Source organism: Duganella fentianensis (assembly GCF_964031615.1).
Taxonomy (GTDB): Bacteria; Pseudomonadota; Gammaproteobacteria; order Burkholderiales; family Burkholderiaceae_D; genus Rugamonas; species Rugamonas fentianensis_A.
In genome coordinates this window covers 133,735-157,029 of record NZ_CAXIQN010000006.1, presented here as the reverse complement: position 1 = coordinate 157,029, position 23,295 = coordinate 133,735, and the positions used below count along the sequence as shown (strand labels likewise).

23 protein-coding genes and 2 tRNA genes are annotated in these 23,295 nt (G+C 61.0%); 20 read left to right on the top strand and 5 right to left on the bottom strand.

The genetic code is table 11. The features are described from left to right. Positions 1–77: 77 nt before the first annotated feature. Positions 78–938 carry an alpha/beta hydrolase gene (locus ABNT42_RS04105; protein ID WP_348694366.1) on the top strand — a complete coding sequence of 287 codons (861 nt, stop codon included), beginning with the start codon at positions 78–80 and terminating at the stop codon, positions 936–938. Between the two features lie 28 nt (positions 939–966). On the opposite strand, the gene ABNT42_RS04100 is transcribed toward ABNT42_RS04105, so the two are convergent. Then, entirely contained in the window at positions 967–1,374 is a 408-nt protein-coding gene (locus ABNT42_RS04100; RefSeq protein ID WP_348694364.1) for a hypothetical protein, read from the bottom strand. 171 nt (positions 1,375–1,545) lie between these two features. Here ABNT42_RS04100 and serS point away from each other — a divergent pair, with 171 nt between their 5' ends. The 5 genes from serS (at position 1,546) to ABNT42_RS04075 (ending at position 4,392) form a co-directional block, all read left to right on the top strand. Further along, entirely contained in the window at positions 1,546–2,835 is a 1,290-nt protein-coding gene (gene serS, locus ABNT42_RS04095) for a serine--tRNA ligase (protein ID WP_348694361.1), read from the top strand. A 66-nt stretch (positions 2,836–2,901) separates the two neighbouring features. Next, a tRNA-Ser gene (locus ABNT42_RS04090) sits at positions 2,902–2,991 on the top strand. 27 nt (positions 2,992–3,018) lie between these two features. Then, a tRNA-Ser gene (locus ABNT42_RS04085) sits at positions 3,019–3,108 on the top strand. Between the two features lie 115 nt (positions 3,109–3,223). Continuing rightward, on the top strand, positions 3,224–3,898 hold the full coding sequence (locus ABNT42_RS04080; protein ID WP_348694359.1) for a DUF2238 domain-containing protein: 675 nt from the start codon (positions 3,224–3,226) through the stop codon (positions 3,896–3,898). Between the two features lie 23 nt (positions 3,899–3,921). Next, positions 3,922–4,392 (top strand): DUF3592 domain-containing protein, encoded by a 471-nt coding sequence (locus ABNT42_RS04075; protein WP_348694356.1) that lies wholly within the window; start codon positions 3,922–3,924, stop codon positions 4,390–4,392. 13 nt (positions 4,393–4,405) lie between these two features. Here ABNT42_RS04075 and ABNT42_RS04070 read toward each other — a convergent pair whose 3' ends face one another. Continuing rightward, complete coding sequence (locus ABNT42_RS04070) at positions 4,406–4,918, bottom strand: UPF0149 family protein (protein WP_348694353.1); 513 nt, start codon at positions 4,916–4,918, stop codon at positions 4,406–4,408. 217 nt (positions 4,919–5,135) lie between these two features. Between ABNT42_RS04070 and ABNT42_RS04065 the strand changes: the two genes are divergently transcribed. From ABNT42_RS04065 to ABNT42_RS04050, 4 genes are all read left to right on the top strand, one after another. Continuing rightward, positions 5,136–5,324 (top strand): hypothetical protein, encoded by a 189-nt coding sequence (locus ABNT42_RS04065; RefSeq protein ID WP_348694351.1) that lies wholly within the window; start codon positions 5,136–5,138, stop codon positions 5,322–5,324. 114 nt (positions 5,325–5,438) lie between these two features. Further along, positions 5,439–5,576 (top strand): hypothetical protein, encoded by a 138-nt coding sequence (locus ABNT42_RS04060; protein ID WP_348694348.1) that lies wholly within the window; start codon positions 5,439–5,441, stop codon positions 5,574–5,576. Positions 5,577–5,675: 99 nt separating this feature from the next. Beyond that, positions 5,676–6,041: a hypothetical protein gene (locus ABNT42_RS04055; protein WP_348694455.1), complete on the top strand. Its 366-nt coding sequence runs from the start codon at positions 5,676–5,678 to the stop codon at positions 6,039–6,041. Positions 6,042–6,114: 73 nt separating this feature from the next. Beyond that, on the top strand, positions 6,115–9,621 hold the full coding sequence (locus tag ABNT42_RS04050; RefSeq protein ID WP_348694345.1) for a response regulator: 3,507 nt from the start codon (positions 6,115–6,117) through the stop codon (positions 9,619–9,621). A 51-nt stretch (positions 9,622–9,672) separates the two neighbouring features. On the opposite strand, the gene ABNT42_RS04045 is transcribed toward ABNT42_RS04050, so the two are convergent. Next, on the bottom strand, positions 9,673–11,103 hold the full coding sequence (locus tag ABNT42_RS04045) for a pitrilysin family protein (protein WP_348694342.1): 1,431 nt from the start codon (positions 11,101–11,103) through the stop codon (positions 9,673–9,675). Then, positions 11,104–12,417, bottom strand: coding sequence for a pitrilysin family protein (locus tag ABNT42_RS04040; protein WP_348694339.1), 1,314 nt, complete (start codon positions 12,415–12,417; stop codon positions 11,104–11,106). A 143-nt stretch (positions 12,418–12,560) separates the two neighbouring features. Here ABNT42_RS04040 and ABNT42_RS04035 point away from each other — a divergent pair, with 143 nt between their 5' ends. Then, positions 12,561–13,040 carry an acyl-CoA thioesterase gene (locus ABNT42_RS04035; RefSeq protein ID WP_229255925.1) on the top strand — a complete coding sequence of 160 codons (480 nt, stop codon included), beginning with the start codon at positions 12,561–12,563 and terminating at the stop codon, positions 13,038–13,040. Between the two features lie 6 nt (positions 13,041–13,046). Here the strand turns inward: ABNT42_RS04035 and ABNT42_RS04030 are convergent, their stop codons facing one another. Further along, positions 13,047–13,796: a methyltransferase domain-containing protein gene (locus ABNT42_RS04030; RefSeq protein ID WP_348694336.1), complete on the bottom strand. Its 750-nt coding sequence runs from the start codon at positions 13,794–13,796 to the stop codon at positions 13,047–13,049. Positions 13,797–13,974: 178 nt separating this feature from the next. On the opposite strand from ABNT42_RS04030, the gene ABNT42_RS04025 reads away from it, so the two are divergent. The 9 genes from ABNT42_RS04025 to fdhD all read left to right on the top strand — a co-directional run bounded on the left by ABNT42_RS04025 (position 13,975) and on the right by fdhD (position 23,282). Then, the gene (locus tag ABNT42_RS04025) at positions 13,975–14,250 is read left to right on the top strand and encodes a hypothetical protein (RefSeq protein WP_348694452.1); all 276 of its coding nucleotides are present in this window, start codon (positions 13,975–13,977) and stop codon (positions 14,248–14,250) included. A 22-nt stretch (positions 14,251–14,272) separates the two neighbouring features. Continuing rightward, entirely contained in the window at positions 14,273–15,439 is a 1,167-nt protein-coding gene (locus ABNT42_RS04020) for a diguanylate cyclase (protein WP_348694333.1), read from the top strand. Between the two features lie 135 nt (positions 15,440–15,574). Then, positions 15,575–17,029, top strand: a complete 1,455-nt coding sequence (locus ABNT42_RS04015; protein WP_348694331.1) for a Ppx/GppA phosphatase family protein — start codon at positions 15,575–15,577, stop codon at positions 17,027–17,029. Between the two features lie 13 nt (positions 17,030–17,042). Then, on the top strand, positions 17,043–17,825 hold the full coding sequence (locus ABNT42_RS04010; RefSeq protein ID WP_348694328.1) for a transporter substrate-binding domain-containing protein: 783 nt from the start codon (positions 17,043–17,045) through the stop codon (positions 17,823–17,825). Between the two features lie 37 nt (positions 17,826–17,862). Beyond that, positions 17,863–20,460, top strand: a complete 2,598-nt coding sequence (locus ABNT42_RS04005) for an ATP-binding protein (protein ID WP_348694325.1) — start codon at positions 17,863–17,865, stop codon at positions 20,458–20,460. A 2-nt stretch (positions 20,461–20,462) separates the two neighbouring features. After that, positions 20,463–20,840, top strand: coding sequence for a response regulator (locus ABNT42_RS04000; protein ID WP_348694322.1), 378 nt, complete (start codon positions 20,463–20,465; stop codon positions 20,838–20,840). Between the two features lie 63 nt (positions 20,841–20,903). Beyond that, a complete protein-coding gene (locus tag ABNT42_RS03995; RefSeq protein WP_348694320.1) occupies positions 20,904–21,509 on the top strand; it encodes a hypothetical protein in 606 nt (201 codons plus the stop codon). 125 nt (positions 21,510–21,634) lie between these two features. Further along, positions 21,635–22,399, top strand: coding sequence for a GNAT family N-acyltransferase (locus ABNT42_RS03990; protein ID WP_348694317.1), 765 nt, complete (start codon positions 21,635–21,637; stop codon positions 22,397–22,399). Positions 22,400–22,469: 70 nt separating this feature from the next. Then, positions 22,470–23,282 carry a formate dehydrogenase accessory sulfurtransferase FdhD gene (gene fdhD / locus ABNT42_RS03985; protein WP_348694314.1) on the top strand — a complete coding sequence of 271 codons (813 nt, stop codon included), beginning with the start codon at positions 22,470–22,472 and terminating at the stop codon, positions 23,280–23,282. Positions 23,283–23,295: the final 13 nt, after the last annotated feature.

Below are 23,295 nucleotides of genomic sequence, written 5' to 3'. Positions count from 1 at the left end.
CACTGTCGATAGCCGGTACGAAAGCTCTGTAGTTACGGTAAGATATTGTTTTATTTGATAACAAGGCGAGGGGTGGCATGTCGCAGGTGAAGAAGGTGGATGGAATCGATATCCATATCGATGGCGAGGGTGAAGAAACCATCGTGATGATCCATGGCTGGCCTGATACTTACCGCATGTGGGATGCGCAGGTGGCTGACTTCAAGCATCGCTACCGCTGTGTGCGGTTTACCTTGCCCGGGTTTGATCCGGACTCGCCACGCCGGGTGTATTCGCTCGATGCCGTGGTGCGCAGCATTTCCTACGTGATCAATGCCGTCAGCCAGAACAAGAAGAAAGTCATTCTGATGCTGCACGACTGGGGCTGTGTGTTCGGCTACGAATACTACATGCGCAACAAGCAGCAAGTGTCGGCCATTATCGGGGTGGATATCGGCGATGCCAATTCCATCGAAACCAAGCGTTCGCGCAGTTTTAGCCAGAAGCTGGGAGTGAGTTCCTACCAGAATATGCTGTCGCTGGCCTGGGCGATCGGCGGGCCCATCGGTAATATGATTACACGCAGCATGGCTAACAAGCTGGGTGCGCCATCCGTACGCGAGTACATCGGCTCGCAGATGAACTACCCGTACTACATCCTGTCGGCCGGCGAAGCAGGCTCCTACCGCAATCTGCAGCCCTTCGTGCCGAAAGTCCCCATGCTGTACATCTACGGCGTGCGCAAACCGTTCATGTTCCATTCCAACTCGTGGCTGGAAAAGATCGAAGGCCGCAAGAGCAACAAGATCGTGCCGTTCAATACGGACCACTGGCCTATGGTGCGCCAGCCCGAACGCTTCAACAAGGTAGTGCAGGACTGGCTGCCGACGCCTTCGGCCCAGCCCGAACATGAAGGCGAGGGTGGCGCTGCGGCCGAAGACGAGGTGGCGGACGGCTGATCCGCGGGCGCTGCCCTTGTGGCTGCAGCTAGCGCAGCCGGATAGGCTTCTGGTAGGGCGCAAACGGTGGCGGCGGTAGTTGCACGGCCGCATAGGCCTGACGGAAGCATTCCGCCTTGGCGTTGATCACATCGGTGGTGCTGCCAATCACTTTGCCGCTGGCATCGAGTGTCAGCACGATTACGACGGGATATCTGGAACGCTGGTGGCAATTGCCCCGTTCATCGAGTTTCAGGTTGTTGTTGTAGTTGATAGACACTTCTTCGTAGCGGCTCGCCTGCTCATTCGGGAACTGGGCATTGAAGCGGGCCATGGCGCTGGCGAAGTCGGGATTGCTCGGTGGCGGTGCTTCGTCGCTGGCCGTGGGATGCAGGCTGGCACAACCGCTAAACAGCAGCAGGGTGACGCTGGCCAGCGCCAGAGTTCGGGTCATCATGTCGGTCTCCTCAAGCAATCGATGGTGTTGCCATGTTAGTCAGCATGGCGATGGCGTGGCGCACGATAGGTTGCGTAGGAGAAATCCTACAGTCGAGTCCGGTCAAAACTAGCGAACAAGTGGCTACCTCTTGGTACAATGGCTGTTTTCGATACAACGGCTCTTGTTCTCATGATTGATATCCAACTTCTCCGCAAAGATATAGCCACCGTTGCCGCGCGTCTGGCAACCCGCAAATTCCAGCTCGACGTCGACACTTTCAATGCACTGGAAGCTGAACGCAAAGCCATCCAGATGCGCACTGAAGAATTGCAGAGCAAGCGTAATTCGCAGTCCAAGCTGATCGGCATGATGAAGGGCAAGGGCGAAGATACCACCGCTGTGATGGCAGAAGTGGCCGGTCTGGGCGACGAGCTGAAAGCCAACGAAGTGGCGCTGGGTGAGGTGCAGGCTAAACTGAGCGACTTCATGCAGGCGATCCCGAATCTGCCGCACGAATCCGTACCTGTGGGCACCGATGAGTCGGGCAATGTGGAAGTGCGCAAAGTGGGCACGCCACGCAGCTTCGATTTCGAGGTCAAAGATCACGTCGATCTGGGCGCAGCGCTGGGGCTGGATTTCGACACCGCCACCAAGCTGACCGGTTCGCGCTTCTCCGTGATGAAAGGCGGCATCGCCCGTCTGCACCGCGCGCTGGCGCAGTTCATGCTGAACACCCACACCGACGAACACGGCTACACCGAGTGCTACACCCCGTATATGGTGAACGCTGATTCGCTGCGCGGCACGGGCCAGTTGCCGAAATTCGAAGCGGACCTGTTCTCCGTCAAAAAAGGCGGCGCGGAAGGCGAGGGCGAGAACTTCTATCTGATCCCGACTTCGGAAGTATCGCTGACCAATATCGTGCGCGACGAAATCATCGCTGCCGACAGCCTGCCGCTGAAGATGACGGCCCATACCCCTTGCTTCCGTTCGGAAGCAGGCAGCTATGGCCGCGATACGCGCGGCATGATCCGTCAGCACCAGTTCGATAAAGTCGAAATGGTACAGGTGGTGCATCCGGACCAGTCGTATGCCGTGCTGGACGAAATGGTCGGCCACGCCGAAACCATCCTGCAGCGTCTGGGCCTGCCATACCGCGTGATGGCGCTGTGCACGGGCGACATGGGCTTTGGCGCTACCAAGACCTTCGATCTGGAAGTCTGGCTGCCAGCCCAGAACACCTACCGTGAGATTTCTTCGCTGTCGAACTGCGAAGCTTTCCAGGCCCGTCGCATGCAGGCCCGCTTCCGCAATGCCCAAGGCAAACCGGAGCTGCTGCACACGCTGAATGGCTCCGGCCTGGCCGTGGGCCGTACGCTGGTGGCCGTGCTGGAAAACTACCAGCAAGCCGATGGCTCCATCGTGATTCCGGAAGTGCTGCAGCCCTACATGGGCGGCCTGAAAGTATTGCAGGCGTAAATAGTCCTTTTATTTTCCTGCAAGCCTGCTATAATCTTGCCTTCTCGCAGCAGCAGGTGGGAAAACGGAGAGGTGGCAGAGTGGTCGATTGTACTTGACTCGAAATCAAGCGTCGGGGCAACCCGACCGTGGGTTCGAATCCCACCCTCTCCGCCAAACGCTGCAGAGGGAAACGTAGTACCAGGAGAGGTGGCAGAGTGGTCGATTGTACTTGACTCGAAATCAAGCGTCGGGGCAACCCGACCGTGGGTTCGAATCCCACCCTCTCCGCCAGAACATGGCCTAGTCAGGCTTAAAAAAACCGCCGTCTCGCAAGAGGCAGGCGGTTTTTTTTATTTCCTGCAGGTTTGCATCGACGCTGCACGCTATGCTAAATTGGCAAGATTGAGTGACAACTACGCCCTTTGCCGTGCACACTAGCCCACTGAAACTGCATCGCTCACGTACCCAGCCACTGGTGGTTGCCATGCTGATGCTGCTGGCGCTGCTCGCCGCAAGTGCTATCCATCCCTACGACCGCGCCACTTGGGCCATGGAAGTCTGCCCTATCTTCATCGCGCTGCCTCTACTGCTGGCCAGCTATCGCCGCTACCCGCTGACGACGCTGCTATATATCTGTATATTCGCGCACGCGCTGGTGCTGATGCTGGGTGGGCTGTACACCTATGCCCGCGTGCCACTAGGTTTCCAGATTGCCGAAATGCTGGGATTGCAGCGCAACCCCTATGACAAGATAGGCCACTTCTTTCAAGGTTTTGTGCCTGCCCTCGTTGCCCGTGAAATCCTGCTACGCGGTAGTTATGTGCGCGGCAAAAAGATGCTGGCCTTCATTGTGGTCTGCATCGTGCTGGCGATTAGTGCCTGCTATGAATTCATCGAGTGGGGTGCGGCGCTGGCGCTGGGGCAGGGTGCCGACGAGTTCCTCGGTACTCAGGGTGATCCATGGGATACCCAGTCCGACATGTTCTTCGCACTGATAGGCAGTATGGTCGCGCTAGCCTTGTTCTCGCGCTGGCATGACCGGCAGCTCGCTGCTCTGCGGGATGCTGAAAAGTCAATCTAACTTCGCGTGAACGCGAGACTACAATGAAAAGTACTTTCCTGCGTCGCTATCGGGTGGTGCTCATGGCGCTGCCCCTATTATTTTTACCCGTGTGGGAATACACGATGCGCGCCAGCGAAGTCGAACAGTTTGTTGACGGCACCGGTGTGGTAGTGGACCACGTTAAATACACCATGCGTTCCGGTTTTAACATTTATGCCGCCGTGATCGAGTATCAGGATAGCGATGGGCGCAAGTATCGTCTGCAGGATCCCGTGAAAGACCAGATCAGGGAGGCGATCGGCAAGCAGGTGCCACTGCTAGTACATCCCCACAATCCGGCGCGCTTCGTACGTAATGAGCTGCTGGGGTTCTGGGCCCGACCGGTGGTGGTGAGCGTGATTTGTGTGGCGACTTTCCTGATGGCTTGCGGCATGACCTATCTCCATCTGAATGCGCTGGGGCGTCGCCGCCGCGGTCAACCCCGGCGTCCACGCTCCCCTACGCCGGCCTAGCCTTGCCCTTGCTTCAGGCGCCGCAGCACTTCTTGTATTTCTTACCGCTGCCGCAGGTGCAGGGATCGTTGCGGCCCACCTTGGCGCCTTTGGGCGGATGCCAGTGTGCATGGATGCCGATGATGGCTGCGGGGATCGTATCGTAGGCCACGTCTTCCGCCACATCTTCGGCCAGCGCGGCCAGCCATTCCGGATGGCTGGTGCGCAGACTGTCCCATGCGGGCGCATCCAGCGCCATGGCGGCCCGGAAGCCGGCCGCCCATTGCGTGGCCGTCCAGTTGCCGCCGCATTCGTAGATGGGTTCGAAACTGCCAGGGTCCTTGGCCATCCACGTCTGCATGTAGTGGTGGTGGCGCAGCGTCAGCGCTTCGGCGGCAGGATCTTTCAGGGCTGCGGGCAGCCACAGGTTCTGCGCTGGTGCCGTCGGGGTAATCACGATGGCCGTCAGAAAGCCTTCCAGCCATGCGACATCCTGCAGGGCGTCGAGAGCGGCGTATTCGTCATCATTGAGCGGGGTGGTGGACATGGCAGGCCTTGTTGTACTGGAAAGCCGGTATTGTATGTCAGCCGGAGGGCTAGCGACGATGAGCCCATGCAGCTTGATGGCAGTCCGATGGCTAGCGCCGGGCCGATAAATAGTTACCTGTGTGGGCTGGCGCACCATGTGGCCTACGTGCTGCTTGCCGTCCGCCCAGCGTGGGCCGATCTTGGAGGTCTATCCATGTCCGCAAGGGAGTAGTGCCATGTCCGATCTCCAGCCGAAACTGCATTCCGTGCACCATGCGCACAGTACGCCCGATCCTGAACAGCCGCCACCGCAGCCGGACGATGATCCCCAGCCCAACGAGCAGCCTTTGCCCCAGCATGCGCCCATCGAAGAGCCGCAACCCAAGCCCCATCCGGTACAGGCGCGGGACAGTGAGAATCCGTGAGAATTGTTGCCGAGCGGCTACATATTTTAAACTTTGTGTTCACCGTCACACAGTGGACATGAAACAGTTTCTATAATGAAGTCATAGCAGCCGTTTTCGTTCAAGGAGGAGACCATGGGCAATTCATTACACAATAAAATCTATCTCGGCCGTCGCAGTATTGCCCTGAGCAGTAAGCGTATTCAGGCGCTGTTGTGTATCGCAGCGTTTGCCTCTGTGGGCCTGATCTGGCTGGCCATCCGCGCATTCTGATGCGGCACTGACGCGCTGACAGGGCAGGACTTGCCTTGCCGTGGCAGCGCGCTACGCGTACCATGAGGGCCGCAGTGGTCTTTTATGGAACGAATGGCAATGAAGAACGAGAAATTAACGCAAGACGAATACGACGCCCTGAGTGAAGTCAAGCGCGGTATCAAGGGGGAGCGCGTCAGCGCTTGTGTCGGACGCAACACCAAACGTCTGGCGGGTCTAAAACTATTTACTATCGCCAAAAATGGCCGCATTTCCCTCAGCCCCAAAGGGGAGGAAGTGCTGTTCCTGCGCCGCTGCGTGCTGGCCATGCGTGCTTTGGCGGCCGATCCTGCGGCTGCGCCGGAAGCCGATGTCGCCCTGTTCCTCGGCAAAAAATCCCATATTACTGCCCTGCCGGAAGGCGGCTTTGCGCTCAGCGATAAAGGTCGCGAAGCACTGGCCGATATCGAACAGCTGGGTATCTGAGGCGCAAAAAGCTGTCACAGCAGCTTTTTTTCGCGGTAATGTAGCGCTATACCGATAAAAATCGCTGCTGACTATGAAATTACATACGCTGCAGAAGTTCCGCAAACTGTTTGGCATCCTCGCCGCCGCCGTGGCGCTGGTGCTGGTGGTAGTGGCTGTATTCGTAGCGCATGTGTTGCAGGAAAGCCGCGAGCGGTATTACGCCAATGCGGGGGCCACCGCGCACAATCTGGCTATTTCGCTGGAAAATTTTCTCCACTCTCATTTTGAAGAAGTCGATCTGGCCATGCGCCGGGCCGATGTCGAGTTCCGCACCATGCAGCTCGAACATCGCTACAGCGACGAGAAATTTAGCGCCTATCTGCGTACGCTGCGCGAGCGCATCCCCAACGCGCAGGCCGTGCGTGGTTCCAATGCCGAAGGCAAAGTAATCTTTGGCGAGCAGATCGATCTGGCGCACCCGCAGGATCTGACTATCCGCGAATTTTTCCAGCGCGCCAAGGCCGAGCATGAGCTGATCATTTCGGTGCCCGTCAAATCGCGTATCAGCGGCGAGTGGGTGCTGCCCATGGCCTATCCGCTGACGGCGGCCGATGGCAGTTTCGGCGGGACCGTGTATGCGCTGATGAATAGCGACCGTCTGACCGAGCTGTTCTCCTCGCTGAACGTGGGGCCGAATGGCTCCATCCTGCTGCTGGACGACCGCCGCCGCGTGCTGCACCGTTACCCGTTTGTCGACGATATGCAGTTCGGCGCCACCATACCCGTGGCGCCGCAGACCCGCGCCATCCTCGAAGGCAAGCAGCGCGGCACCACCTACAACGTGGTCAGCCCCCATGACGGACGGGAACGGGCCCTCAGCATCGAGCGGGTGGGCAGCTATCCCATCGCCATCCTGGTGGGGCTGGCCAGCGAAGATTTCTTGCAGCCGTGGCATAGGGAAGTGCGCAATGCCGTGCTATTCCTCGGCGTGGTGGCAGGCATTGTGGTGCTGCTGCTGGCCAGTGTGTGGTACTCGATGCAGCGCCACTACCAGTCGCTGTCGAAACTGGTGGATACCGATCTGGCCCTGCAGGGTTCGCTGACCCAGTTGCAGGCCTCGGAAGCGCGCTGGCGTTCGCTGGCCGAAGGCTTGCCGCAAATGGTCTGGACCGTGACGCCGGAACTGCGCGTCGATTTCATGAGCCAGCACTGGGAACGCTTCAGCGCCGTGCCATCGGCCCAGCTGATCGCGGCTGGCAGCTGGGCGCCCGTGCTGCATCCGGATGACCGCGCTGCACTGCTGACCGAGTGGCAGCGCGCCGCTGCGGCCGGCGACGAGTTCCGTTGCGATTGCCGCTTGCGCCGCCATGATGGCGAGTGGCGCATCTTTGATAACCATGCGCTGCCGCGCAAGAATGCGCAAGGGGTGATACTGGGCTGGGTGGGGAGTAGCACCGACTGTACGGAAGCACGGGCGGCGCACGTGGCGCTGCTGCAGGCCAAAGAAGAAGCCGTGCAGGCGGGGCGCGCCAAATCCGACTTCGTGGCCAATATGAGCCACGAAATCCGTTCGCCCATGAATGCGGTGCTGGGCATGCTGCAGCTGCTGCAGCAGACGGAAATGAGCGAGCGCCAGTGCGACTATGTGGCCAAAGCCCATGCGGCGGCCAGTGCCTTACTGGGTCTGCTGAACGATGTGCTGGACTTTTCCAAGGTGGAAGCGGGCAAGCTGGAACTCGATCCGCACCCGTTCCGTCTCGATAAGCTGTGGCGCGATCTGGCCGTAATCCTGTCGGCCAATGTGGGTAACAAGGATATCGAAGTACTGTTCCGTATCGATCCGGCACTGCCGCAGGTGGTGGTGGCCGATGCGCTGCGTCTGCAGCAGATTCTGCTGAATCTGGCCGGGAATGCCATCAAGTTCACTGCCCATGGCGAAGTGGTGCTGGCTGCCACGCTGAAGGAGCGTAGTGGGCAGGGGCTGACCATTGCCTTCTCCATCCGCGATAGCGGCATCGGCATTTCGGCGGAACAGTGCCAGTATATTTTTGAAGGCTTCGCCCAGGCCGAAGCGTCCACTGCACGGCGCTACGGCGGTACAGGGCTGGGACTGGCCATCAGTCAGCGGCTGGTGCAGCTGATGGGGGGCAGCCTGCGTGTCGAGAGTACGCTGGGGCAGGGTAGTCTGTTTGAATTCGACTTGCCAGTGCAGGTGCTGCAGCAGGAAGCGGTGTCGCTGGCCGAGGCGCCGCCGGCCAGCCTGCCGCTGCAGGATATGCACTGTCTGGTGGTCGATGATAACGAAGTGGCGCGCATGGTGCTGAGCGAAATGGCGCGCTCGTTCGGCTGGCAAGTCGAGGTGGCGGCCAGTGGCCAGCAGGCACTGGCGGCGATCGAAGCGCGGCTGGCGCAGCAGCGTCGCTATGATGTGGTATTCATCGACTGGCGCATGCCGGGGCTGGATGGCTGGGAAACCAGTTGCGCCATCCGCCAGCTGGCCGCACCGGGCAAGATGCCGCTGATCGTGATGGTGACAGCGCATGACCGCGAACTGCTGGCGCAGCGCCACCAGAGTCTGGCGCCGGTACTCGATGGCTTTGTGGTCAAGCCGGTGACGGCTTCGATGCTGTTCGATGCCGTGGCCGATGCGCGCTTAGGGCGGCGCACGCCGCTGGCCGCCGTGGCCGTGCCGGCCATGCACCGGCTGCAGGGCCTGCGCCTGCTGCTGGTGGACGATAATCCGGCCAACCAGCAGGTGGCCAGCGAACTACTGAGCAACGATGGCGCGCATGTGGTAGTCGCCAGTTCGGGGCCGATGGCCATCGCGGCGGTTACCGATGGCAGTCCGCTGCCCGATCTGATACTGATGGATATACAGATGCCCGAGATGGATGGCTATCAGGCTACGCGGGCGATACAGGCGTGGCTGGGCGCGGCAGCGCCGCCTATCGTGGCGATGACGGCGAATGCCATGGCGGCTGACCGCCAGGCTGCGCTGGCGGCCGGCATGGTCGACCACGTGGGGAAACCGTTCGATCTGGCGCAGCTGATTTCCGTGATACTCAGCCACACCCGCCCGCAGAGTGCCGCGCTGGCAGGCTTGCTGGCCAGTGAACCGGGCGTGCTTGCGGCGACGAATGCAGGGGCAGTATCCGCCGAGGGCGGCATGGCCGTGCTGGCGCCAGCGGGCGCCTATGGTGCTGCGCTCGCACAGGGCGAACATGCGGTGGTACCGGCGCCGGGCATACGCTACGAATCGGCCATCAAGCGGCTGGGTGGCATGCAGGCGGTCTACGTGGCCACGCTGCGCGGCTTTATCACGGAAGGGCCGCGCCTGGCCGCGCTGCTGCGCACAGCTTCGGCGGCGGCCGATATGGCGGCTGCTACGCCGGCGCTGCATACGCTCAAGGGGCTGGCCGGTACGGTGGGGGCGGAGCGCCTGCAGGCGCTGGCGCAGACGGCCGAACTGCTGTTGCATGAAGAGGCCAGCACACCGTTCTGGGCCCAGCTGGAGCGGGTGCTGGAAGCGACTGCGCCAGTGCTGGGGGAAGTGGAAGAACTGCTGGCTAGGCTGGAGAACAGCGCTACACAAGCCTAGAAAAAACGGCGCCACGCAGGCGCCGTTTTAGTCTGTCGCCGCTGGCGCAGCTCAGGGCTGGAAGCCGTCGGCGCTGATCTGCAGTTCCGTGACTTCACCATAGCTGGCTGCCGTGGCGCGGATCGCATCGGCTTTGCCGATTAAGAGCGTTTGCAGCTTCAGGCGCGGGAAATGGGCATCCACCAGCTGCTTGGCGCGCTGCGGCGTCAGGCTGTCGACATCGCGGGTAAAGTTGTCGATCTGTTCGCGTCCCACATTCGAGGCATACATATCGCCCAGCAGGTTGGCCAGCTGTTCGCTGGTTTCGTAACGGGGCGGGAACTGGCCTTTGACGTAGGCCTTGGCCGATTCCAGCGTAGCCGCATCGATGCCCTTGGTCCACAGCCGCTGATAGGTTTTATGCGCCAGTTCCAGTGCTGCAGCAGTCTTGGGCAGCGCGGTGAAGCTGGAGATGGCGAAGGTGCCCGTCTGCGACAGGGTAGCAAATTCGCTGCGCGCGCCATAGGTCAGGCCGGAGTTGACGCGCAGTTCATCGTTCAGCCACGAGGTGAAGCGGCCGCCGATGATGGTGTTGAGCACCTGCAGCGGCACGTAATCGGGATCGTTACGGGCGATGCCTACGCCGCCTATCATGAAGGTGGTCTCGATCGCATCGGGCTTGTTCACCAGCCAGACGCGGGCACGGTCGGCCTGCACTTTGCCGTAGTCGGGCGTCGGCAGGGCCGGGCCGCTGGCCTGCCAGTTGCCGAACAGGCTTTCCAGCTGGCTGCGCATAGCCGCCGTATCGAAATCGCCCACCACGATGATGGCGGCGTTGTCAGGGCGGTAGTAGCGCTGGTAATACTGCTGCACGTCCTGCGGCGTCAGCGCGGCCACGCTCTGCACCGTGCCGCTGGCTGGCTGGCCGTAAGGGGTGGCGCCGAACAGCATGGCACGGTAGTAGTGGTTGACCACATTGCGCGGCGATTCCTTGGCCTGTTTCAGACCGTTGACTTTGCGCGTACGCAGCTTGGCCAGCTCGGCGGCATCGAAGCCCGGCTGCTGGAGAATCTCGGCAAACAGGGGCAGCAGAGTGGCGCTATCCTGTTTGGCGAAGTTGGCCTGCACGGTACTGGCTTCGCTGCCGGCTCCGCCAGCCAGACGGGCGCCGCGGAAGTCGAAAGCCTGATCGATTTCGGCCTTGCTATGGCTGCGGCTGCCCAGTAGCAGCGCGTCGCCCGTCAGGTTGGACAGGCCGGCCTGGGCGCCATCCTGCACGGCGCCGGCCTTGATCACGGCGCGCACGGAAATCAGCGGTACTTCGTGGCGCTCCATCAGATACAGCGTCAGGCCGCTGGGCAGCTTGACGGTTTCGAACTGGGGCAGGCGGAATTCTGCGCCGGTTGCGCTGGCGTTGAAACTGGCGCCGGCCATGCCGAGTGCCAGTGCGCCTGCCAGTGCGGCCAGTGCCGGGCGCAGCGTTTGCTTGGTGGTGTGTTGCATTTAGTCCTCCCGGGCGGCCAGTACTCCGACCGTACGTTGTGATTTTTTCAGATAGCGTGCGGCCACGGCCTGGATCTCGGCCGGCGTCAGGCGCGCATAGGCAGCGGGGACATCGAACAGTTTTTTGTAATCGCCGAACAGCACTTCGTAATTGCCTAGTTGCTGGGCCTTGCCGTTGATGGTTTCCAGTGCGCGGTAGTAGTTGAGCAGCTTCTGGTTCTTCACCTTCTGCAGTTCTTCTTCTGTCACGCCGTTCTGTACCAGATCGCTGATGGCGGCCAGCAGCGCCTGTTCCAGCTGGGCCGGCGTGACATTGGCTGCCGCCACGGCCGACACGTACAGCAGGCCGGGATCGAAACCTTCCATGCTGCTGGCGCCCACCTGCGTGGCCAGCTGCTGCTCCACCAGCGCGCGGTAGAGGCGCGAAGTCTTGCCTTCGCCCAGCAGGCTTTGCAGCACTTCCAGTGCGTAGTAATCGGCATGGTTAGCCTGCGGGATCTTGTAGGCCACTGTCAGATTGGCAGACGTGGCCGATTCCTTGGCAACGAAGACGCGCCGCTCGCCTTTCTGCTCCGGCTCTACCGTGCGCACAGCGGGTGGCAGCGGACGGTTAGGGATGGCGCCGAAATAGCGCGTGGCCAGCTTTTTCACGGCGTCGGCCTTGACGTCGCCGACGATGACGGCCACGGCATTATTTGGCGCATAGTAGGTAGTGAAGTAGCGCTGCAGATCTTCCTGTGTCCACGCCTTGATGTCCGATTCGTTGCCGATTACCGACCACGAATACGGGTGGGCGCGGAAAGCCACGCCGTTGATCTCTTCCTGCAGCATGCGCATATTCGAGTTTTCCAGCCCCGTGCTGCGTTCGGATAGCACCACACCGCGCTCGCTGGCCACCATTTTCGGATCGATGTTGAGGTGGGCAATGCGGTCGCTCTCCAGCGTGAAGATGGTTTCCAGCGAACTGGCCGGGAACCAGTCCTGGTACACCGTCAGGTCATTGCTGGTATAGGCGTTGTTGGAGCCGCCCTTGGCCTCCATGGTGCGGTCGAAGGCTTTCGGGCCGAAGTTCTTCGAGCCGTTGAACATCATGTGTTCGAAGAAGTGCGACAGTCCGGTGATGCCGGGCGCTTCGTTGCGCGAGCCGACTTTCCAGAAGGTGTACATATTCGCATTGGGGATGGTGTGCGATTCCAGCACGATGAACTTCATGCCGTTGGCCAGCGTGAAGGTCTGCACTTCAGCGGGGCTAACGGCGTGCGCCAGCGTGGATAGGCCCAGCGTGACGCTGGCGGCCAGAACTTTCCATTTCATACAGGACTCCTGAAAGCGTGAAGCGCAAAGCATACGATAAAACTTAAAGTATTTGATAACGAATTTTGATAACGAATCTTGATAACTAATTGCCGCGCCGGCGTTTAGCCGTTAGCATGGCGCAAACAACTACGGAGCTGGGAATGGAAAAACCGATGAGCTGGAGTGCCCATGAACTCACCATGACGGTGCTGATGACACCCGATATGGCCAATTTTTCCGGCAATGTCCACGGCGGTACCATCCTTAAATTCCTCGATAGCGTGGCCTATGCCTGCGCCAGCCGTTATTCGGGCAGTTACGTGGTGACGCTGTCGGTGGATCAGGTGATGTTCTTGCAGCCCATTCATGTGGGCGAACTGGTGACCTTCCTTGCCTCGATCAACTATACGGGCCGCACCTCGATGGAAGTGGGGATACGGGTAGTGACGGAGAATATCCAGCAGCGGCTGGTGCGGCATGCAAACAGCTGTTACTTCACCATGGTGGCGGTGGATGAACAGCGCAAGCCGGTAGAGGTGCCGGTGCTGGTGCCGGAAACGGAAGTGCAGAAAGCCCGCTGGGATCAGGCCCTGCTGCGCAAGCAGGCGCGCCAGATGGTGCACGGCGCGCGCAAAAAATAAAGCCCGCTACAGCCGCACGGGGCGGCCACGCCGCAGCCGCTGCACTACCCAGTGCGCCAGCAGGCGGTTGGCCCAGCTGAAGGCAAACAGTGCGCTGCGCTGGACGCGGCGCAGCATGTCCAGTGCCGGCGTGGCTTGCTTGCCGGCCACGGCAAACAGCAGATGGTTGTTACCGGCGATGCCATGGAAACGGCATAGCTGGCCGTCGAAGGCGGCGTTCAGACGCATGCGCATATCGGGATAGGCGGGATCGTAGCTGAAGATATTCGCCACCAGCACGCCGCCGGGGCGCAGCAGGCGCCGGCAGTGGCGGTAGAAGCTGCTGCTGCCCAGCGCAGGTGGCAGCCCCAGTTCGTCGAAGCCGTCGATCAGCAGTACATCGGCCATCTCATCGCAGCGCTTCAGATATTCGGCCGCATCGGCCTGAATGATGCGCAGGCGCGCATCGTCGGGCGGCACGGCAAACTGCTCGCGCAGGGCGATCACGTCGGCGCGCAGTTCCAGCACGGTGATGCGGCTGTGCGGTAGATAGCGGTGGCAGAATTTGACCAGCGAGCCCCCGCCCAGCCCTACCATCAGAATGTGCGCGGGCTGTGGCTGGAACAGTACAAAGCACATCATGGCCCGGGGATAGGCCAGCACCAGCTGGTCTGGATCGGATAGCCGCATTTCGCTCTGTATCATGCCGGGCACGAATTCCAGCGTGCGGGTGTTGCCGCAGGTGCGTACCAGCGGCGGATCAGGAGGCAGATTCAAGGTCGTCAGGCGCGCATCCGGGGAGAAAATTCTGCCACGACAGGGCAGTCATCGCGGAACAAAGAGTGTCGCTTGGCGTCTAGTGTAGACGACATTGCATTTACAGATGGAAAAATTGTATGTACATTGACGTTAGATTAAGCCAGCCCTCAGGGCGGCACTACTGGAGAGTATGACGATGTTTCTCGATCACCCTACACTGACCGCCACCAACAGCTTTACCGAACCGGATCGTCTGGAGCGCCTGACCCGTGTCTATGGTTATGTGGTAGCGCTGGCCGACATGGCCGGCAAACAGGCTTTTATCGAAAAGGTCAGCCAGTTGCATGACCACAAAGGGACGCTGATCGTGTTCTGGCACGACTCGCCGACGGAAGATGAAAAAGCCTTCTTCGGTCAGGCCTGGGCCAGCAAAGTGGGTGATGGCACCCAGAGCGTGGAACACGAAGTCTGATCCGGGTCTTAACCGGTAGTTCATGGATATTAAAACTCTGGTGCTGGCGCTAGCGCTGGGCAATTTCAGCCTGTGCGCAGCGCTGTTCTTTTATCAGCAGCAGGAAGGTCGCGGCGCACCGCCGGCCAGCCTGCGTAGCTGGCGCATCGCGCGCCAGTTGCAGGCAGTAGCCTGGGGGCTGCTGTATCTGCGCGGCGCACTGCCTGATTTCCTCACCATTCCGTTTGCCTATGCAGTGCTGTTCAGCGGCTTTGCCTTCGACGCCTCGGCGTGGTGGGAGCTGGCGGGACGGCGCGTGTGGCGCCGCTATCTGCTGCCGGCGCTAGGCGTTTCCATCGGTCTGTTCACGGGGGCCTGGCTGCTGGATATGCCGGCCGGCGACCGCATCGGCATCGCCGCTCTGGTAGCGGGCTTCTTCGCGCTGGCCAGTGCCGGCGCGCTGGGACGGGGCTGGCGCCGTGGCACGCTGCTGCGCCGCTATCTGGTGCTGTCGACGCTGGCACTGACGCTGGTGGTGCTGCTGCGCGGCGTGCTCAGCGTGCTACTGCCCGATGGCGCCGAATGGCTCAGCCCTGCGGTGATACAGACGGCCGGCATCGTGGCGCTGTATCTGCTCACCTTCGGCAACGTGTTCGGCTATCTGCTGCTCAGCCGCGAACAGCAGGAGAGCGAACTGGCGCGGCTGGAAGTGGCCGATGCGCTGACGGACGTACCGAACCGGCGCGGTTTCTATCAGGCGCTGGCGCCGTGGATCGCGCTGGCACGCCGGCCCGGTCAGCCCACCTCGCTGATTCTGCTGAAGTTCGACGATTTCAAGCGCATCAATGAACACTACGGTCATCCGGTGGGCGATCTGGTGCTCAAGGCACTGGTGGCCGAGTGCCAGAAACAGCTGCGCGACAGCGATCTGATGGGCCGCATGGGCGGTGCCGAATTCGCCATCCAGCTGCCGCGCACGGGGCAGGACGATGCCTGCATGGTGGCCGAACGGATCCGGCTGGCGATCGCCGCGCTGCCCGTCAAGGCCGGCAAGGCGGTGATCAATATGACGGCCAGCCTGGGCGTGACCACGATCCGGCCCGACGACGTGGCCGTGAGCCTGTTCAAACGTGCCGATGAAGCGCTACAGCAGGCCAAGCGGGAAGGGCGTAACCGTGTGGTGGCGGCGGACAGCCCGCAGGAAGTCTGAAGCACTCTTATCAATTTGTCATTACGGCGTCACAAACTGGGCTTATCGTGATCTATAATCATGTAAATCGTTTAGTTTGAATTTCGCCAGATCCGGCATAAATCTGATACCCAGTCGCAGGAGAGACTTCCGAATATGTATGCAGCAGTAGATCTGGGTTCGAATAGCTTCCGTCTTCACATCGGTAAACACGATGGTGAAGCCATACGGGTGCTGAAAAGTGTGCGCGAGCCTATCCGGCTGGCTGCCGGTCTGGACGAGCAGGGCAACCTGACGCCGGCCGCCATGCAGACTGCGCTGAATTGCCTGAAAAACTTCCGTATCGTGCTGGCCGCCTACAAGCTCGATGCTGTGCGCGTGGTGGCCACTTCTGCCATGCGGGTGGCGCGCAATAGTGCGGCCTTTCTGCCGCAGGCCGAGCAGGCCATAGGCTATCCCATCGAGATCATTTCGGGCGAAGAAGAAGGGCGCCTGATCTATATGGGCGTGTCCAACGCGCTGGCCACGCCGGGCGAGCGCCGGCTGGTGATCGATATCGGCGGCGGTTCCACCGAACTGATACTGGGACGCGGGCAGGAAATCGAGAAAGTCGAATCATTCAGCGTCGGTACGGTGAAACAGAGCCTGTCGTTCTTCATTGGCGGGCGGGTCGATGCCGCTTCCTTTGAAGCCGCCATCCTGTCGGCGCGCAGCCACTTCGAGGATGCCGCGCCACCGTATCACCCGCAATTCTGGAAGCAGTGTTACGGTTCTTCCGGTACGGCGCGCACGATTGCCGACATCATTATCAAGAACGGCATCGGCAAGGAAGTCAACGGCACTACGCTGAGTGCGCTGAAACAACGCTTTATCGAATTCGGCCATGTCAGCAAGATCGATATGCCGGGCCTGCGGCCCGACCGCGCCGGCACCATTATCGGCGGGCTGGCGATTCTGATCGGGCTGGTGCGCGAGCTGGAGATCCCTGTGGTGCAGCCTATCGAAGCGGGCCTGCGCATGGGGGTGATGTGGGATTTGCACCTGCGTTCCACCAAGCGTGACCGGCGCGAGCAGTCGGTGCTCGATTGCGTGCAGCGCTTCCACTGCGACGAGCGGCGCGCCAACCGTGTGGCCGATGATGCGCTGGCACTGTACGCCCAGACCAAACCGGCCAGCGAGCAGTACACCCGCCACCTGTACTGGAGCGCGCTGCTGCATGAAATGGGCATGGTGGTATCGCATACGGGGTATCACAAGCATGCCGCCTACATGATAGAAAATGCCGACCTGCCCGGATTTACCGCGCGCGAGCAGAAGACCATGGCGCGCCTGATCGTGGCGCACAAGGGCAATCTGCGCAAGGTGGCCGAGGCGCTGGGCGAGCCGGATTTCGTCAAGGCGGTGGTGGCCTTGCGGCTGGCCGTGCTGTTCATGCACTCGCGCATGGACATCGACTTTAGCCAGATCAAGCTGCGCGTCAAAAACCGCATCGAACTGGAATTGCGGCGTAGCTGGATCAGCGAGCATCCCACGCTGTCCTACTGGCTGGAGAAGGAACAGGAGCAGTGGGACGAAGTTGGAGTAGACTTCAGCTTGCGCAGTACTACTTGACGCGGGGACGCAGATGAATCGCACCGGCCTGTATCGTTTTGTCATCGGCTTGCTGATGGCCCAGTTGCTGGCTCCTGCCACAGCGGCGGAGCGGCGCGAGCCATTGCGCCTGTGCTTCGAGCAGACCAACGTCGTGCCATGGCGGACCGAATCGGGCGCCGGGCTGAATTTTGCGCTGCTCAAAATGGTCGAGCAGCGGCTCAATCTGCGCTTCGAATACCAGAGCATTCCGTGGAAGCGCTGTCTGGCATCGCTCAAGGCCAATGCGGTCGATGGTGCCTTCGCTGTCAGCTACAAGCCGGACCGGCGCGAACTGGGTGAATACCCGGGCGGGCAGGTGGTGGATGCCAGCAAGCGCATGCATATCGATAGCTACATGGTGCTACGCCGTAAAGGCAGCAAAGTGGAGTGGGATGGCAAGAGCTTCCGCAATCTGGAAGGCACGGTAGGTTTCCAGCTGGGCTATTCGGTGGGCGATGTGCTGCGCGGACTGAACGTGGAAGTGGATGAAGGCAGCCAGCGCGCCGACGAACTGGCGCGCAAGCTGATTGCCGGCCGCGTGGCCGCTGCGGCCGTGGGCGGCAGCGATGCGTATAGCCTGATGCACGGGCCACTGGCGGCGCAACTGGAGCAGCTGCCGATACCCATCATCGAGAAACCGTATTTTCTGATACTCTCGCACGGACTGGTGGCGGCCGACCCGCAACTGGCCGAACGCATCTGGCGTGCGATCGAGGAGATGCGTAACAGCCCCGCTTATCGCAAGCTGGAGGCGGCAGAAGGAGCCCGTCATTGATGCTCTGAACCAGGCGGACAGCGGTCTGCTGGCACGTGTGCAGCGCCTGTGGCGGCGCGATATCCTGTTGCGTCTAGGCTGCGGGATTTTTCTGGCGGTGGCCCTGTCCACGGCAGTCTATACCACCTACATCATGCGCTCGCTCAGCGCCGAGGCCGAGCAGAATCTGCAGGAACGGGCCGAGCGGCTCGCCGCCGTGCTGTCGCAGGCGCTGGCGCGGCCCCTGTTCGATATCAATAGCGCGGCCATCAACAGCGTGGTCGATGCTTCCGGTGCCACGCCGGAAGTACTGGTGCTGCGCGTGCTGGCGCCCAACGGTACGGAAGTGGCCAGCTATGTTTCGCCTACCGCCGTGCCGGTGGCCGCCATCAAGGTGCACCGCGATATCAGCTTCAGCGACGCGCGCCGCAGCTATGCGGTCGGTTCGATCGATCTGGCGTTTTCGCGCGAACAGATAGACCGCGATCTGCGCCGCCAGATCTTCAATACGGTGGCGGCCAATCTGCTGCTGGCGCTGGCCATCGTGGTGTCGATTTTCGTGGTGGGGCGGCGTGCCGCACGGCCCTTTGCCGATATCCAGACCAGTCTGGAAAAGCTGACGCGGGGCGAGACCGACATCAAGCTGTCCGGCATCGACCGGGAAGATCAGGTGGGGCGGCTGTCCGGTGCCGTGCTGCGTTTCCGCGATGCGCTGACGCGCGTGCGTGACGCCGAACGCGAACTGCGCGATCTGAATAGCGCGCTGGAACAGCGCATCGCCACCCGCACCCATGAGCTGACCGAGTCCATGCAGCGGCTGGGTGACAGTCAGGCCAAGTTGCAGACCATCGTCGATACGGCGCTCGATGCCGTAGTGCGGATGGACCTGAGCGGGAATATCGTCGGCTGGAATACCCAGGCCGAACGCACTTTCGGCTGGAGCCGCGAAGAAGTGATGGGGATGTCGCTCGACCAGACCATCATTCCCCAGCGCTTCCGTTACGAGCACCGGCGCGGCATGCAGCGCCTGGCCGCCGGTAACGAGGTCACGCGGGTCCTTGATTCGCGTATCGAGGTGGTGGCCCTGCGCCGCAATGGCGACGAATTCCCTATCGAACTGGCGATTACCAAAGTGAAGTCGGAAGGGCAGCACAGCTACGAGTTCTGCGCCTTTATTCGCGATATCAGCGACCGGCGCGAGCGCGAACAGAAGCTGTTGAATGCGAATGTGATGGCAGAAGCGGCAAATATCGCCAAATCCGAATTCCTCGCCAATATGAGTCACGAAATCCGCACGCCCATGAGTGCCGTGATCGGCATGGCCTATCTGGCGCTGCGTACGGAAATGACGCCCAAGCAGCACGACTACATCACCAAGATTCACCGTGCCGCGCTGTCGCTGCTGGGCATCATCAATGACATACTGGACTTCTCCAAGATCGAAGCAGGGCGGCTGGAAGTGGAGCAGATTCCCTTCCTGCTCGATGATGTGCTGAGCAATGTCTCCAGCGTGACCACCCAGCGTGCCAGTGATAAGGGGCTGCGCTATCTGGTCACCAGTGCCGAAGATGTGCCGCGCTATCTGGTAGGCGATCCGCTGCGACTGGGGCAGGTGCTGATCAATCTGGCCAATAATGCCGTCAAATTTACCGAACAGGGCGAACTGGAACTGCGCTGCCAGCTAGCGCCCGGCGCTACGCCGGACGGTATGGTGCGGCTGCGCTTCTCGGTGCGGGATACGGGCATAGGCATGACGGCGCAGCAGAAAGGCCGTCTATTCCGTGCTTTCAGTCAGGCCAATGGTTCGACCACGCGCAACTATGGCGGCACGGGGCTGGGGCTATCCATCTCGCAGCAACTGGTGCGCCTGATGGGCGGGAATATCGAAGTGGAGAGCCGGCCCGGCTTTGGTTCTACCTTCTATTTTGATTTGCAACTGGCGCGCTCCGATGCGGCAGCGCTGTCGGTGCAGGCGGTGCTGCATCAGGGCACGGTGGCCGATCTGCCGCTGCAGGCCAGTGAACGGCGCAGTGCGCGGGTACTGCTGGCCGAGGATAGTCCCGTCAACCAGTATGTCACGCGCGAATTGCTGGAGCTGCAGGGGCTGCAGGTCGATACGGTGGGTAACGGGCAGGAAGCGCTCGACCGTCTCAAGGCGGTGGGGCCACAGGGCTACGATCTGGTGCTGATGGATCTGGCCATGCCGGTGATGGATGGCCATGAGGCGACCCGTTTGCTGCGGCAGGATAAGCGGTTTGACGATCTGCCGCTGATCGCCGTCACTTCGCGGGCGCTGGCCGGCATGCAGGCGCGCTGCATCGAAGAGGGCATGCAGGACTACATCACCAAGCCGATCGATCCGCAGCGGCTGTATAGCGTGCTGTCGCGCTGGCTGGGTATGTCGATCCGCGTGATACCGCCAGTGCCGCCCCGTAGCGAACACGCGGCCGAGGCTGGCGATGCCCGTCAGGCAGTGGCGGGGCTGCGCAAGCTGCTGGCCGAATTCAGTGGTGAAAGTGGTGACTATTTCGAGCGGGTGCGGCCCGCGCTGGCGACTTTGCTAACGCCCGTGCAAATGAGCCGGCTGGCCGACTACATGGAGCATTATCAATTTGAAGCTGCGGCAAAACTGCTGGCAGCAATAGAACAGGAGTGATCATGAGCACAGTCCCGCAGCGCAAAACGGTACTAATCGTCGACGACACACCGGACAATATTACGCTGCTGGCGGGCCTGCTCAAGGATAAGTACAACACCAAGGTGGCCACTGGTGGCGCGACGGCGCTGCAGATTGTCGCCAGTTCGCAGGTGGATCTGATCCTGCTCGATATCATGATGCCTGAAATGGACGGCTATGAAACCTGTCGCCGCCTCAAGGCTAACCCGGCCTCCAGTGCGATACCGGTGATCTTCCTGACTGCCAAGAGCCAGCCCGAGGACGAGGCCATGGGCTTGAGCGTGGGTGCGGTGGAATTCCTGCGCAAGCCGGTCAGTCCGCCCGTGCTGTTTGCCCATGTGGCGGAACATTTGCGTTAATTCAAGCAACAATGACATAAATAGTATATATTGTTTATAGTATTCACATCATCTGGAGCTTCAATGAACAAGTCCGTGAGTGGCAAAGCCCCTGTTGCAGCCAAAAAAACTGCTGCAAAAGTAGTTGCCAAGGCAGTAGTCAAACCCGCTGCCAAAGCCGCAGTCAAGCCGGTCGCCAAGCCCGTAGTCAAGCCGGCCGCTAAGCCTGCAAGCGCCAAAGCTGTGGCCAAGCCAGTCAGCAAGGCAGCACCTAAAGTGGTAGCAAAGGCGCCAGTCAAGGCGGTCGTCAAGTCCGCCAAGCCGGTGAGCAAAGTCGCAACCAAGGTAGCACCGAAGGCTACGCCGAAACCAGTAACGAAGGCGCCGGCCAAGGCGGTGGTGAAGAAGCCGGTAGCAAAGCCCGTCGCCGCAGCAGCGCCAGTGGTGGCACCGGCGGCCGAAAAAGCCCGCAAGGAAAAGCTGGTGCGTGACAGTTTCACCATGCCGGAACAGGAATATGCGGTACTTGGTCAGGTCAAGAAAGCCTGCCTGAAGGCCGGCTTCGAGATCAAGAAAAGCGAACTGCTGCGCATCGGCGTGGCACTGATCAGCCAGATCGATCTTGCTACACTGCAAAATGTATTGGCCAGCCTGCCGCAACTGAAAACCGGCCGTCCGAAGAAGGTCTGATGCGCCAGCGGGGAATGCTGAACTAGCCACAGTTTGATGCATGTCATGCAACTGACATGGCGCTGTCATGTTCCTGAAGTATTCCCCCGTTACGCTTGCTTCGTCTTCCACAGAAAGGATGAAGCATGCAAACTTCGATCATACAAGCCGACGTCCGAGCAGCGTCCGGCAAGCTGGTACTCAGTATGGCAAGCACGCCGGAGGAGCTGCGCGAGGTGCAGCGCCTGCGCTACAAGGTATTCATCGAAACGCTGGGTCTGACTTCGCTGATGCGTGAGGATGGCCTTGATTCCGACGAGTTCGACGAGCATTGCGATCATCTCATCGTGCGCGATAGCGCCAGCCTGAAAGTGGTCGGTACCTACCGCCTGCTCAGCGCTGCCCGCGCACGCAAACTGGGCCGCGTGTACTCGGAAGGCGAATTCGATCTGGGCCGCCTGAATCACCTGCGTGGCCGCATGGTGGAAGCTGGCCGCGCCTGCATCCATCCCGACTACCGCGGCGGCAGCGTGATCATGCTGCTGTGGTCCGGTCTGGCCGAATACATGCGGCGCGAGAATTGCGACTATCTGATCGGTTGCGCCAGCATCAGTCTGGCCGATGGCGGTCACAATGCCGTCGCCGTCTACCAGCAGCTGGCCGCCAGCTATATGGCGCCGTCGGAATACCGCGTGACGCCGCACCTGCCATTCCCGTTCTCCAAGCTGGAAGCCGCCCAGAAGCCGCAAGTGCCTGCGCTGCTGAAAGGCTATATGCGTTCGGGCGCATGGATCTGCGGCGAGCCGGCATGGGACCCTGATTTCGAAAGCGCCGACCTGTTCCTGCTGCTGCCGCTGGCCAATCTGGACAACCGCTATGCGCGCCACTATGGCGTGAATGACGTAGCCTGAGCCGCGCCAGACTGACGTAGTATGCCGCCCCGTGTAGAATAAGCCACAGGGCTTATCGAGCGGAGCGGCAATGAAGTTTGAAACAGAGGTAGACCAGACTGGCGCGCAGCTGCGCGCCGTGCGTCGTCATAGACTGGCGCAGGCGCCGCAGGCGCTGGATGACAGCGTGGCCGAAGAGGCGCCCGTGGCACTGGTCTTCAATGGTGTTTCCCATGCCGTGATGATGGCGACGCCGCGCCAGCTGGAAGCTTTCGCACTGGGCTTCGCGCTCACCGAAGGCCTGATCGGTCAGGCCGCCGATGTCTACGATATCGAACTCACTTCCCACGCTGGCAGCCACGAGGTCGCGCTCACCGTGGCCCAGCAAGCCTTCCATGAGCTGAAGCTGCAGCGCCGTTCGATGGCGGGGCGTAGCGGTTGTGGCGTGTGCGGTCTGGAGAGTCTGGAACAGATCGATCTGCATCCTGATCCGATCACCACGCCGCCGCTGCATGACGACGCGGCGCTGGTGGCCGCCGTGGCCAATGCCGTGGCGCAGTTCGGCCAGCACCAGCAGCTGATGCGTGCCTCTGGCGGCGTGCATGCTGCCGGCTGGTGCGACGTGGCCGGCAATGTACTGCAAGTGTGCGAGGATGTGGGGCGCCACAATGCGCTGGATAAGCTGATCGGCGTGCTGGCTGCAAACGGCGTGGATCTGCGGCGCGGTTTCGTGTTCATGTCCAGCCGCGCCAGCTATGAACTGGTGCGTAAAGTGGCGCGCATGCAGATCCCGTTACTGGCCACCATTTCGGCACCGAGTACGCTAGCCATCGATGTGGCCAGCCGCGCGGGCGTCAAACTGGTCAGCTTCTGCCGTCAGGACGCCTGCGTCGAATACACCTGAGTGCGGCGCGTTA

What these genes read in the sequence shown, in the direction of transcription:
- ABNT42_RS04105 (WP_348694366.1), top strand. Translation starts at nt 78, where the DNA reads ATGTCGCAGGTGAAGAAGGTGGATGGAATCGATATCCATATCGATGGC.
- ABNT42_RS04100 (WP_348694364.1), bottom strand. Translation starts at nt 1,374, where the DNA reads ATGATGACCCGAACTCTGGCGCTGGCCAGCGTCACCCTGCTGCTGTTT.
- serS (WP_348694361.1), top strand. Translation starts at nt 1,546, where the DNA reads ATGATTGATATCCAACTTCTCCGCAAAGATATAGCCACCGTTGCCGCG.
- ABNT42_RS04075 (WP_348694356.1), top strand. Translation starts at nt 3,922, where the DNA reads ATGAAAAGTACTTTCCTGCGTCGCTATCGGGTGGTGCTCATGGCGCTG.
- ABNT42_RS04070 (WP_348694353.1), bottom strand. Translation starts at nt 4,918, where the DNA reads ATGTCCACCACCCCGCTCAATGATGACGAATACGCCGCTCTCGACGCC.
- ABNT42_RS04065 (WP_348694351.1), top strand. Translation starts at nt 5,136, where the DNA reads ATGTCCGATCTCCAGCCGAAACTGCATTCCGTGCACCATGCGCACAGT.
- ABNT42_RS04060 (WP_348694348.1), top strand. Translation starts at nt 5,439, where the DNA reads ATGGGCAATTCATTACACAATAAAATCTATCTCGGCCGTCGCAGTATT.
- ABNT42_RS04055 (WP_348694455.1), top strand. Translation starts at nt 5,676, where the DNA reads ATGAAGAACGAGAAATTAACGCAAGACGAATACGACGCCCTGAGTGAA.
- ABNT42_RS04050 (WP_348694345.1), top strand. Translation starts at nt 6,115, where the DNA reads ATGAAATTACATACGCTGCAGAAGTTCCGCAAACTGTTTGGCATCCTC.
- ABNT42_RS04045 (WP_348694342.1), bottom strand. Translation starts at nt 11,103, where the DNA reads ATGCAACACACCACCAAGCAAACGCTGCGCCCGGCACTGGCCGCACTG.
- ABNT42_RS04040 (WP_348694339.1), bottom strand. Translation starts at nt 12,417, where the DNA reads ATGAAATGGAAAGTTCTGGCCGCCAGCGTCACGCTGGGCCTATCCACG.
- ABNT42_RS04035 (WP_229255925.1), top strand. Translation starts at nt 12,561, where the DNA reads ATGGAAAAACCGATGAGCTGGAGTGCCCATGAACTCACCATGACGGTG.
- ABNT42_RS04025 (WP_348694452.1), top strand. Translation starts at nt 13,975, where the DNA reads ATGTTTCTCGATCACCCTACACTGACCGCCACCAACAGCTTTACCGAA.
- ABNT42_RS04020 (WP_348694333.1), top strand. Translation starts at nt 14,273, where the DNA reads ATGGATATTAAAACTCTGGTGCTGGCGCTAGCGCTGGGCAATTTCAGC.
- ABNT42_RS04015 (WP_348694331.1), top strand. Translation starts at nt 15,575, where the DNA reads ATGTATGCAGCAGTAGATCTGGGTTCGAATAGCTTCCGTCTTCACATC.
- ABNT42_RS04010 (WP_348694328.1), top strand. Translation starts at nt 17,043, where the DNA reads ATGAATCGCACCGGCCTGTATCGTTTTGTCATCGGCTTGCTGATGGCC.
- ABNT42_RS04000 (WP_348694322.1), top strand. Translation starts at nt 20,463, where the DNA reads ATGAGCACAGTCCCGCAGCGCAAAACGGTACTAATCGTCGACGACACA.
- ABNT42_RS03995 (WP_348694320.1), top strand. Translation starts at nt 20,904, where the DNA reads ATGAACAAGTCCGTGAGTGGCAAAGCCCCTGTTGCAGCCAAAAAAACT.
- ABNT42_RS03990 (WP_348694317.1), top strand. Translation starts at nt 21,635, where the DNA reads ATGCAAACTTCGATCATACAAGCCGACGTCCGAGCAGCGTCCGGCAAG.
- fdhD (WP_348694314.1), top strand. Translation starts at nt 22,470, where the DNA reads ATGAAGTTTGAAACAGAGGTAGACCAGACTGGCGCGCAGCTGCGCGCC.